The organism is Streptomyces sp. NPDC002403, assembly GCF_053593015.1.
Map to the genome: position 1 here is coordinate 336002 of NZ_JBSFBQ010000004.1, position 10978 is coordinate 346979.

A 10978-nucleotide genomic window follows, 5' to 3' on the forward strand; every position below is an offset into this window, starting at 1 on the left:
GGAGGGCCGGGTGACGACCTATGACGATCGAGCGAGCCTCACAGATCTGACCACGACTGCGGAGCGGGTGCGCAGGTCGGTGGAGAGCGTGATCGAGGGCAAGCCCGAGGTCGTACGGCTTTCGCTGACCGTACTGCTGGCGGAGGGGCATCTCCTCATCGAGGACGTCCCCGGGGTCGGCAAGACGATGCTGGCCAAGGCGCTGGCGCGGTCCATCGACTGCTCGGTGCGGCGCATTCAGTTCACACCGGACCTGCTGCCCTCGGACATCACCGGTGTGTCCATCTTCGACCAGCAGCGGCGCGACTTCGAATTCAAACCGGGCGCGATCTTCGCCCAGATCGTGATCGGCGACGAGATCAACCGCGCCTCGCCGAAGACCCAGTCGGCGCTGCTGGAGTCCATGGAGGAGCGCCAGGTCACCATCGACGGGCACAGCTACGAGCTGCCCGACCCGTTCATGGTGGTGGCCACCCAGAACCCGGTGGAGATGGAGGGCACCTATCCGCTGCCCGAGGCCCAGCGCGACCGGTTCATGGCACGGGTGTCGATCGGCTATCCGACGGCGGAGGCCGAGCTGCAGATGCTCGATGTGCACGGCGGTCTCTCGCCGCTCGACGACCTTCAGCCGGTGGCGCACGCGCACGAGATCGTGAAGCTGATCGACGCGGTGCGGACGGTCCACGTGGCCGACGCCGTGCGGCGGTACGCGGTGGAGCTCGTCGGGGCCACCCGCGGCCATCCCGATCTCCGGCTCGGCGCCTCGCCCCGGGCCACCCTTCATCTGCTGCGCGCGGCGAAGGCCTCCGCGGCGCTGAGCGGCCGGGACTACTGCCTGCCGGACGATGTGCAGGCGCTGGCGGTCGCGGTGCTCGCGCACCGGCTGCTGCCGACGGCCCAGGCGCAGCTGAACCGTCGCACCGCCGAGCAGGTCGTGCTGGAGATCCTCCAGCAGACGCCGGTCCCGACCGCGAGCGGCGGCGTCACCCAGGTGCAGCCGCAGCACCGGCCGGGCCGTCCGGCCTACGGCCGGCAGCAGCCCGGCGCACGGCGGGTGTGATGACGGCCGGGGGGCCGGCCGCGATGGACGACGGCGACGAGAAGGGCGGTCTGCGGGCCGCTCTGAGCGGGCTGACCACCCGTGGGCGTTCTTTTCTGGCGGCGGGGATCGCCGCGGCGATCTGCGCCTATGTGCTCGGCCAGGCGGATCTGCTGCGGGTCGGGCTGCTGCTCGCCGCGCTGCCGCTGGTCTGTGTGGTGGTGCTCCTCCGCACCCGCTACCGGGTCGCGGGCACCCGGCGGCTCACGCCCTCCCGGGTCCCGGCCGGCACCGAGGCGCGGGTCCATCTGCGGATGGAGAACGTGTCGCGGATGCCCACCGGGCTGCTGATGCTCCAGGACCGGGTGCCCTATGTGCTCGGGCCGCGGCCCCGGTTCGTTCTGGACCGGGTGGAGGCGGGCGGCCGCCGCGAGGTGTCCTACCGGGTGCGGTCGGATCTGCGCGGATGCTATCCGCTCGGGCCGTTGCAGCTGCGGCTGAGCGATCCGTTCGGGATGTGCGAGCTGACGCGTTCGTTCAGCGCGTACGACACCCTCGTGGTCATTCCGCGGACCGAGCCGCTGCCGCCGGTGCGACTGGCAGGCGAGGCCTCGGGGTACGGCGAGGGACGGCAGCGTTCGCTGGCGCTGGCCGGTGACGACGACGTGATCCCGCGCGGCTACCGGCACGGCGACGATCTGCGCCGGGTCCACTGGCGCTCGACCGCGCGTTACGGCGAGCTGATGGTGCGCCGCGAGGAGCAGCCTCAGCGGGCCAGGTGCACGGTGCTGCTGGACACCCGGCGGACCGCCTTTCAGGGGACGGGGCCCGACTCCGCCTTCGAGTGGGCGGTGTCCGGGGCCGCGTCCGCGCTGACGCACATGCTGGAGCGGGGTTTCGCCGTCCGGCTGCTCACCGACGACGGGAACGCGGTCCCCGGCGAGGGCGCGGGCGGCTTCGCCGGTTCGACGCAGGAGTCCGCCGAGTCCGCGGGGCTGATGCTGGACACCCTGGCGGTGGTCGACCACTCCGACGGCAGCGGTCTGTCGCGCGCGTACGACGTGCTGCGCGGGGGCAACGAAGGGCTGCTGATCGCCTTCTTCGGCGATCTGGACGAGGAGCAGGCGGCCGTGGCGGCGCGGATGCGGCAGCGCAGCGGCGGCGCCGTCGCCTTCGTCCTGGACAGCACGGACTGGGTGCAGGGCGATGTGCCGCGTGCGGGGGCGCGGGAGGCTTCCGAGCGGCGGCTGCGGCTGCTGCGGGAATCGGGCTGGACGGCTGTGGCGGTGGCGCCCGGGACCGGTCTCGCCCGCTACTGGCAGCAGGCGGGGCACCAGGACGTGGCGGCGCAGTCCGCCGCCGTCGGCGGCGCCGCGGACGGCACGACAGGTTTCTCCGGGGGATGGTCATGAGCAGTCGTGGTCGGCTGGCGCTGTGCGCCTTTACGGCGACGCTGATGGCGGCGGCCTCGATGCTGCCGCTGGTCGAGCCGGCCGGGTGGATCCTGCAGGCGGCGTTCCTGCTGGCGGTCCAGAGCGGGACGGGGGCGCTCGTCCGCCGGGCGCCCGTACCCCGGGTGCTGATTGTCGCGGCGCAGGCGCTGGTCACGCTGGTCGTGCTGACGGTGGTCTTCGCCAGACAGCAGGCGACGGCCGGTCTGCTGCCGGGCCCGGAGGCCGTCCAGCGGCTCGCCCATCTGCTGACGTCGGGCGCCGAGGACGTCGGAAGGTATGCCGCTCCGGCTCCCGTGACGGACGGCATCCGGCTGATGCTGATCGGCGGTGTGCTGCTGGTCGGGCTGGCGGTGGACGCCCTCGCGGTGACGTTCCGCAGCGCGGCCCCGGCCGGTCTGCCGCTCCTCGCGCTCTACTCGGTGGCCGCGGGGCTGTCCGAGGGCGGGGCGGACTGGCTCTGGTTCCTGCTGGCGGCCGGTGGCTACCTGCTGCTTCTGCTGGCCGAGGGCCGGGACCGGCTCTCCCAGTGGGGCCGGGTCTTCAGCGGCGCGGCCGCCAGGTCCCCGGGGGGTCCGGCGGTCGGTGCGGCGCTCTCGGGCGGCCGTCCGACGGCCCCGGTCCGCACCGGCCGCCGCATCGGCGCACTGGCGCTGGGCGTCTCGCTGGTCGTCCCGGCGGCGCTGCCGGGACTCGGCGGCGGTCTGCTGACGGGTACGGGAGGCGGCGGGAACGGCAAGGGGGGCGGCGGCACCATCTCCGCGGTGAACCCGCTGGTCTCGCTGCAGGACAACCTGAACCAGCCGGAGAACCGGCAGGTGATGTCCTACCGCACCAACTCCGGCGCCCCGCAGGACTTCTATCTGCGGATTCTGGCCCTGGACCAGTTCAACGGAAGCGAGTGGCGGCCCTCCACGCGCCGTCTGAGGGACGTGCCGAAGCGGCTCCCCGATCCGGCGGGCCTCGGCCCGGACGTGGCGGTGACGGAGGTCAGGACGAACGTCTCCGCCTCCGGCTCCTACCAGCAGACCTATCTGCCGCTCCCCTACCCGGCGACCGAGGTCAGGATCAACGGGCGCTGGCGGTACGAACCGGAGGGGCGGACGCTCGTCGGTGACCGCGGGGAGACGACCCGCGGGGCGCAGTACCAGGTCTCCAGTCTGGTGGTCGAGCCGACCGCCGAGCAGCTCGCCGCGGCGCCGCCGGCGCCGGCCGCCCTGCGGCGCGAGTACACCCGTGTACCCGCCTCCCTGCCGAAGGTGGTCGAGGAGACCGCGGACCGGGTGACCAAGGGCGCCGCCAACGATTACGAGCGGGCGGTGAAGCTGCAGGACTACTTCTCCTCGGACGGCGGCTTCACCTACAACACCTCGGTGAACTCGGGCACCGGGAGCGCGGCGATCAGCCGGTTCCTCAAGGACAAGCAGGGCTTCTGCGTCCACTTCTCGTTCGCGATGGCCGCGATGGCACGGACGCTGGGCATTCCGGCCCGGGTCGCGGTGGGCTTCACCCCCGGCACCGGGCAGTCGGACGGCTCGGTCTCGGTGGGGCTGCGCGACGCGCATGCCTGGCCCGAGCTCTACTTCGAGGGCGTCGGGTGGACCCGTTTCGAGCCGACTCCGACGCGGGGCAGCACCCCGTCGTACACCCAGCAGGCCGTTCCCACGGGTGACACGGACGTCCCGGCCCCGCCGGAGAAGGGCTCCTCGGCCGCTCCCTCGGCAGCGCCGTCCGTCCCGGACAGCTGCCCGGCGCAGATGCGCAAGCAGGGCGAGTGCGGCAGCACGGCGGCGCCCGGGGCGGCGGCTCCGACGGACTCCGGGACACCGACGGGCACGGTCGCCGGTCTGGTCCTGCTCGCCGTGGTGGTCCTCGCGCTGCCGCTGCTGCCGCTGGTCTGGCGGCTGCGGGCCCGCAGGCGCAGGCTGGGTCTCTCCACCGGGCGTACGCGGCCCACCGGCCGGGACACCGACGGCACCGGCCCGGGGCACGGCGCCGGTCCGGGCCGCGTGCCGGTGCACGCGATGTCCGGCACGCTCGCGGCCTGGCAGGAGATCACCGATACGGCCTGGGACCACGGCATCGAGCCGGACGACTCCCGGACCCCGCGCAAGGCGGCGGACCGAGTGGTGCGGCTGGGGCAGCTGGGACCCGATGCGGCCGCCGCGGTGCACCGGGTCGCCGGCGCGGTGGAGCAGGTCCTCTACGCCCCCGAGCCGCGTCCTGGCACCGGGCTGGCCGAGGACGTGGAGACGGTACGAGCCGGTCTGCGGACCTCTGCCGACCGGCTCACCCGGATCCGGGCCGTCGTGGCACCGCGCTCGGCCGTTCGGGTGATCTGGGCGGCCTCGGACCGCTGGGCGGCGGTCACCGGCAGCTGGACGGCGCTCCGGGGCCGCTGGACGGGCCTGCTGCGGCGGCCTTCGCGCCAGCAGGGGTGACTGGTAGCGGGCGGGCACTCGCGAGGGCCCGCCCGCAAGGAAGTCGGGGCCCGGGTGGCCGCCCGCGGCGGTCTGTGCCGGGCACGCATGAGGGGCGGCCGCGAAGACGCGGCCGCCCCTCATCCAAGTGTGTCCGGGGGCCTACTGACCCTGCTCGTCGCGGCGGCGCTGCCACCGCTGCTCGATGCGGTTCATCACGGTCCGGCGCTGCTTGGGCCGACCGCGCTCACCGGCGGCTCCGGCTGCCGGATGCTCGCCCGGTTTGGGTGCTTTGCGCCAACCCGTGACCGCAAGGACCGCACAGCCCAGCATGACGAGAAACCCCACCACGCTGATCCAGATGAGCTGGGCGACCATTCCGGCCATGAGGAGCGCGATACCCACCAGGAAGCCTGCGACCGCCTGGTAGACCCGTCGCCGGGTGTACGTACGCAGCCCGCTTCCCTCGAGCGCTGTCGCGAACTTGGGATCTTCGGCGTACAGCGCTCGCTCCATTTGCTCGAGCATTCGCTGCTCGTGCTCCGAGAGCGGCACGGAGTCCTCCTCGTCGTCGGCCGCGGGGGGCGGCCGGTATGCGGCCCTTCCAGGATAGGCAGGGAATCGCCCCCGTGAAACCCGCCTTCTTGCCCATCAGCCAGTCCGGGCCGCCACAACGGCTCAGCTGCTGAGGCGTTGATTCCCCAACCTCCGATCCGTCATGCCGGATGGTGTCCCCCGATCATACGGGGCGAAGCGCCCGATCGGGGGGCCCGGTGCGTACTCCGTCTGCCGCTGCGCCGCTGATCAGCCGTGCTGCGTCCGGAGCCGCCGGACCGGACCGGCTCGCGCTCAGGCGCGCTTCGTGCCCAGGACGTGCAGTTGCGTCGCGACCGAGTGGAAGGCGGGCAGTTCGGCCGCGGCGGCCTCCAGCTTGAGCAGGGCCTCCATGGCACCGGGCTCCGTGTCCACCAGGACGCCCGGCACCAGGTCGGCGAAGACCCGTACGCCGTGGACCGCACCGACCTCGACGTCGGCCCCGGAGACCAGCTCGGTGAGCTGCTCCGCGGTGTAGCGCCGGGGCATCGGGTCACCCTCGCCCCAGCGGCCCGCCGGGTCGCCGAGCGCCTGCCGGGCCTCGGTGAAGTGACCGGCCAGTGCCCGTGCCAGGACGGCACCGCCGAGACCGGCGGCGAGCAGGCTGAGCGCACCGGACGGCCGGAGCGCCGCCACCGCGTTGCGCACGCCCTCGGCGGGGTCGTCCACGTACTCCAGGACGCCGTGGCAGAGCACCGCGTCGTACCCGGCGCGCTCGACCACCTCGAACAGGCCGTGGATGTCGCCCTGGACGCCGCGGACGCGGTCGGCGACCCCGGCCTCGGCGGCGCGGCGCTCCAGCGCGAAGAGCGCGTTGGGGCTGGGGTCGACGACGGTGACGCGGTGGCCGAGGCGGGCGACGGGCACCGCGAAGTTCCCGGTGCCGCCGCCGGTGTCCAGGACGTCCAGGGCGTCCCTGCCGGTCACCTTCACCCGGCGGTCGAGGGCGTCCTTGAGGACCTCCCAGACCACGGCGGTACGGAGGGAGGCGCGGGGGCGCAGCTGGTCCGACACGGCAGATGACTCCTCGGCACGGTGCCGCCTGTGACGGCGGAGCGTGAACAGTGCAGGTGGTACGAGCGCTGCCCACCCTATTGCCTCGCGCCGCCGCTGCCGTCATCCCGCGTCGGACCGCTCCCTCCTGGCCTGCGGGAGCACCGGCTGGAGCACCAGGAGCCGCTCGACCAGACGCAGGAACATCGCCGCGTCACGCAGCAGGTCGTCGGCGTCCCGCCGGCTGGCCGCACCGGGGATCCCGGCTTCGGCACGGGCCCTGCGGCGGGCACCGGAGGCGAACAGCGCGCTCCATTCGGTCAGCTCGGGGGCTATTTCGGGCAGGACCTCCCAGGCGCTGCGGATGCGCTCCCGGCGCCGCCTGGACGTCTCCGGGCGGCCCCGCGCGGCGAGCACCGCGGCCGCGGTGCGCAGCGCTGCGAGGTGGGCGGTGGCATACCGCTCGTTCGGCACATCGAGAACGGCGGCCTCGTCGAGGCCGGTCCGGGCCTTGGCGAGCAGATCGAGGGCGGCGGGCGGCGCCGTGGTGCGGCGCAGAACGGGGTGGACATCGCTTGCCGGGCCGGTCAGTGAGGGGGCAGGGCCGTCTGCGCGGCGCCGGGGTGCGGCTGCTGCGGACGAGTGGGCCATGACGAAACCTCCTGTCTCGTGTAACGGCTCCGTGGCCGTATGTATCCATCGTGAGGGGCACCACTGACAATCGATCCGAACCCCCCTCTGACCAGCGCTTTTGCTTCGTTCGCAAGTTCGGGCTACCTTTTTGAACTGACTGGTCAGTTCAAAACAAGGGGGAGTCTGTGGACAGCCCGCACGGGGCATCCGTCACCGCCGAGGACTTCGGACTCAAGGGGCCGCGCGGCTGGGCCTTCCGGGGCCTGGACATCGACGCCGGACCCGGCTCGCTGGTGGCGATCGAGGGCCCGTCCGGCTCGGGCCGCACCTGCCTGCTGCTCGCTCTCACCGGCCGGATGCGCCCCACCGAGGGCCAGGCGAAGGTCGGCGGGCTGCGTCTGCCGCGCAAGATGGCCGCCGTACGCCGCATCGCCGCACTGGGCCCGGTCCCCGGCGTCAGCGAGCTCGACCCGGCCTTCACCGTCGACGAGCACCTGCGCGAGCGGGCCCTGCTGCAGCGCCGCTTCGACGGCTCGCTGCGCGCCCTGCTGCGGCCGCGTGCCGAGCGGGTCGCCGCCGCCCGGGCCCGGATCGACGCGGCGCTGGACGCCGCCGGACTCGACCCGGACACCCTGCCCAAGGCCGGGCGGACCTCCGTACGGGATCTGGAGCGGCTGGAGGCACTGCGGCTCTCCGTCGCCCTCGCGCTGATCGGCACCCCGCGGCTGCTCGCGGTGGACGACACCGATCTCAAGCTCTCCGACACCGAACGCGCCGAGGCCTGGGACCTGTTGCGGTCCGTCGCGGACAGCGGCACGACCGTGCTCGCCGTCTGCAGCCAGGCGCCCGGGGGCGCGATCACCCTGCGCACTCAGAACACGGACGACGCCTCCGGCACGGCCGCGAGGGCCGCGGCCGGTGAGAACGCGACCGGGGAAACCACGACCGAGGAAGGAACGGCCGATGCGTTCGCCGAGACTGGCCGCGCTTGAGCTCAGGCGTTTCGGCAGGGGAAGGCTCCCGCGCGCGGCACTGGTCGCGCTGCTGCTCCTGCCCCTGCTGTACGGCGCCCTGTACCTGTGGTCCTTCTGGGACCCGTACGGCCGCCTCGACAAGATCCCCGTGGCGCTGGTCAACAACGACAAGGGCGCCACCGCGGCCGGCAAGCACGTCGCGGCCGGTGACGAGATCACCGGCAAGCTCCTGGACTCCAAGGTCTTCGACTGGCACGAGGTGAGTTCCGCCGAGGCCCACAAGGGCGTCGAGGACGGCACGTACTACCTCTCGCTCACCATGCCGTCGGACTTCAGCAAGCGGATCGCGTCCAGTTCCGGCGACTCCCCCGAGGCCGGCGCCCTCCAGGTGCGGACCAACGACGCCAACAACTACATCGTCGGGCAGATCTCCCGCTCGGTCTTCTCCGAGGTGCGCACCGCCGCGTCGACCAACGCCTCGCGCGGCTTCTACGACCGGATCTTCATCAACTTCTCCGACCTCCACGACGCGACGGCGAAGGCCGCCAAGGGCGCCGACGACCTCAAGGGCGGCATCGGCAAGGCCAAGAAGGGCTCGCAGGATCTCGCGGACGGGCTGAAGGACGCCAAGGCCGGAAGCAACAGGCTGGCCGGCGGGATCGTCCAGCTGAACAAGGGCGCGAGCGACCTCGAAACCGGCTCCCGGCAGGTGGCCGACGGCACCCAGCAGCTCGCCGACAAGGTGAACGGGGTCGCCGCCGACGTCCGCCCGTTCCTGAAGGACAACGGCAAGTCCATCGGCGACACCGCACGGCTGGTCTCCGACTCCTCGAAGACCGTGCGGGACAACCTCGACCTGCTGGTGAAGGCGGCACCCACCGCGGCCACCGCCGCCCGCACCGCCTCCGACGACCTGGCCGAGGTCTACCGCACCAGTTGCACGCAGGAGCCGGTCCCCGACTCCACCGTCTGCCCGCCGCTGAAGCGTGCCAGGACCGCGGCGGCCGATGTCGCCGACGTGGCCGACGACGTGAACGTGCTGGTCACCAACCAGAACGGCGATCTGAAGAAGCTGCGCACCCAGCTGACCACCCTTCAGCGGCAGGCCGACGACCTGGCCGAGCGCGCGCCGCACCTGGACGAGGACCTGGAGTCCGCCGTCAAGAAGGTCAACGCGCTCAACACCGGCGCCCACAAGGTCGCGAAGGGGGCCGACGATCTGCACACCGGCCTGGGCACGGCCAGGACCGGCTCCGCCGACCTGGACAGCGGCGTGGGCAACCTCAAGAAGGGCGCGGCGAATCTGGATGGCGGGCTGATCCGGCTCGGCGACGGCTCGGCCACCCTCGCCCAGGGGCTCAACGACGGCGTCGGCAAGATCCCCGACTACGACAAGAAGGACCGCGACGCCCGGACCGGAGTCATGGCCGACCCGGTGCAGCTGGCCTCCCAGTCCTTGCACGCGGCCCCCAACTACGGCACCGGTTTCGCGCCCTACTTCATCCCCCTCTCCCTCTGGGTCGGCGCGATGGTGGCCTACATGCTGATCCAGCCGCTCAACCGGCGCGCGCTCGCCGCCGGGGCCTCCGCCTGGCGGATCGCCTTCGCGGGCTGGCTGCCGGTGGCCGCGATCGGTCTGCTCCAGGTGGCCGCCCTGATGTCCGTACTGCACTGGGGGCTCGGTCTGCAGATGGCCCGCGCCGCCGGGACGGTCGGCTTCCTGGCACTGGTGACCTGCTGCTTCGCGGCGATCGTGCAGTGGCTGAACGCCCGGTTCGGAGCCGCCGGACGGATTCTCGTACTGGCGGTGCTGATGCTCCAGCTGACCTCGGCCGGGGGAACGTATCCCGTCCAGACCAGCCCCGGGTTCTTCAACGCGATCCACCCCTACCTGCCGATGAGTTACATCGTCGAGGGGCTGCGCCGGCTGATCACGGGCGGCGGCCTGGGCCCGGTCTGGCAGGGCAGTGCGGTCCTGCTGGCCTTCACCGCGGGGGCGCTCGCACTGACCGCGGTGGCCGCACGCCGCAAGCAGGTGTGGACGCTGGACAGGCTCCACCCGGAGCTGAGCCTGTGAGCACGCCGGAACCTGTGAGAATCGGGGTCATGGAAAGCAGTAGCACCACGCGTCGCCGGGCCACCCGGCAGAAGCTCTACGAAGCGGCCGTGACCCTCATCGCCGAGAAGGGCTTCTCGGCGACCACGGTGGACGAGATCGCCGAGCGCGCCGGCGTCGCCAAGGGCACGGTCTACTACAACTTCAAGAGCAAGACCGAGCTCTTCGAGGAACTGCTGCGCCACGGCGTCGGCCTGCTCACGGCCTCGCTGCGCACCGCGGCCGAGGAGACCGGGGAGCGCGGCGGCACCCGGGTCGAGGCCCTGGACGCGATGATCCGGGCCGGTCTGGTCTTCATCGACCGCTATCCGGCCTTCACCCAGCTGTACGTCGCGGAGCTGTGGCGCACCAACCGGGCCTGGCAGGGAACCCTCCTGGTGGTGCGTCAGGAGGCGGTCGCGGTGGTCGAGGGGGTGCTGCGCGAGGGCGTGGGCAACGGTGAGCTCAGCGAGGAGATCGACATCCCGCTGACGGCCGCCGCACTCGTCGGCATGGTGCTGGTGGCGGCCCTGGACTGGCAGGCGTTCCAGCCGGAGCGTTCGATCGACGATGTGCACTCGGCGCTCTCGCTGCTCCTGCACGGGCGGGTCAGCGGGCGCTGACCGTCCGGGGTCACGGCCCGGCAGTACGGAAGACGCCGGTCCGGCGAGGCTCGATCCCCCTGGTCCCACGGCACGGTCACGTCGTCGAAGAACAGCATCGCGTCCTGTTCGTCGTACCGGCTCGCGAAGGGATGGGCGTGCCCGTGCGGCCGGCTG

General features: G+C 72.7%; 9 protein-coding genes. 6 read left to right on the forward strand and 3 right to left on the reverse strand.

What is annotated here, in order from left to right; translation table 11 throughout:
* Positions 1-10: 10 nt before the first annotated feature.
* The 3 genes from ACWCPY_RS07965 to ACWCPY_RS07975 are packed head-to-tail and all read left to right on the forward strand — an operon-like array spanning position 11 to position 4931.
* On the forward strand, positions 11-1060 hold the full coding sequence (locus ACWCPY_RS07965) for an AAA family ATPase (protein ID WP_451263477.1): 1050 nt from the start codon (positions 11-13) through the stop codon (positions 1058-1060).
* Positions 1060-2451, forward strand: a complete 1392-nt coding sequence (locus ACWCPY_RS07970) for a DUF58 domain-containing protein (RefSeq protein WP_451263478.1) — start codon at positions 1060-1062, stop codon at positions 2449-2451. The genes ACWCPY_RS07965 and ACWCPY_RS07970 overlap by 1 nt, the downstream gene beginning before the upstream one ends.
* Positions 2448-4931, forward strand: coding sequence for a transglutaminase TgpA family protein (locus ACWCPY_RS07975; RefSeq protein ID WP_451263479.1), 2484 nt, complete (start codon positions 2448-2450; stop codon positions 4929-4931). Before ACWCPY_RS07970 ends, ACWCPY_RS07975 begins: the two co-directional genes overlap by 4 nt.
* Positions 4932-5072: 141 nt before the next feature.
* On the opposite strand, the gene ACWCPY_RS07980 is transcribed toward ACWCPY_RS07975, so the two are convergent.
* The 3 genes from ACWCPY_RS07980 to ACWCPY_RS07990 all read right to left on the reverse strand — a co-directional run bounded on the left by ACWCPY_RS07980 (position 5073) and on the right by ACWCPY_RS07990 (position 7148).
* Entirely contained in the window at positions 5073-5465 is a 393-nt protein-coding gene (locus ACWCPY_RS07980; protein ID WP_451263480.1) for a DUF3040 domain-containing protein, read from the reverse strand.
* A gap of 294 nt (positions 5466-5759) precedes the next feature.
* Positions 5760-6518 (reverse strand): class I SAM-dependent methyltransferase, encoded by a 759-nt coding sequence (locus ACWCPY_RS07985; RefSeq protein WP_451263481.1) that lies wholly within the window; start codon positions 6516-6518, stop codon positions 5760-5762.
* Between the two features lie 102 nt (positions 6519-6620).
* Positions 6621-7148, reverse strand: coding sequence for an SAV_6107 family HEPN domain-containing protein (locus ACWCPY_RS07990; RefSeq protein WP_072483228.1), 528 nt, complete (start codon positions 7146-7148; stop codon positions 6621-6623).
* Between the two features lie 167 nt (positions 7149-7315).
* On the opposite strand from ACWCPY_RS07990, the gene ACWCPY_RS07995 reads away from it, so the two are divergent.
* The 3 genes from ACWCPY_RS07995 to ACWCPY_RS08005 are packed head-to-tail and all read left to right on the forward strand — an operon-like array spanning position 7316 to position 10822.
* Positions 7316-8122, forward strand: a complete 807-nt coding sequence (locus tag ACWCPY_RS07995; RefSeq protein WP_451263482.1) for an ATP-binding cassette domain-containing protein — start codon at positions 7316-7318, stop codon at positions 8120-8122.
* Positions 8094-10181 carry a YhgE/Pip family protein gene (locus ACWCPY_RS08000; RefSeq protein ID WP_451263483.1) on the forward strand — a complete coding sequence of 696 codons (2088 nt, stop codon included), beginning with the start codon at positions 8094-8096 and terminating at the stop codon, positions 10179-10181. The genes ACWCPY_RS07995 and ACWCPY_RS08000 overlap by 29 nt, the downstream gene beginning before the upstream one ends.
* Positions 10182-10210: 29 nt before the next feature.
* Positions 10211-10822, forward strand: coding sequence for a TetR/AcrR family transcriptional regulator (locus ACWCPY_RS08005; RefSeq protein WP_329815393.1), 612 nt, complete (start codon positions 10211-10213; stop codon positions 10820-10822).
* Positions 10823-10978 lie beyond the last annotated feature (156 nt).

Excerpts from the sequence above, each read along its gene's own strand:
- ACWCPY_RS07970 (WP_451263478.1), top strand. The coding sequence starts at position 1,060 with ATGACGGCCGGGGGGCCGGCCGCGATGGACGACGGCGACGAGAAGGGC.
- ACWCPY_RS07975 (WP_451263479.1), top strand. The coding sequence starts at position 2,448 with ATGAGCAGTCGTGGTCGGCTGGCGCTGTGCGCCTTTACGGCGACGCTG.
- ACWCPY_RS07990 (WP_072483228.1), bottom strand. The coding sequence starts at position 7,148 with ATGGCCCACTCGTCCGCAGCAGCCGCACCCCGGCGCCGCGCAGACGGC.
- ACWCPY_RS08000 (WP_451263483.1), top strand. The coding sequence starts at position 8,094 with ATGCGTTCGCCGAGACTGGCCGCGCTTGAGCTCAGGCGTTTCGGCAGG.
- ACWCPY_RS08005 (WP_329815393.1), top strand. The coding sequence starts at position 10,211 with ATGGAAAGCAGTAGCACCACGCGTCGCCGGGCCACCCGGCAGAAGCTC.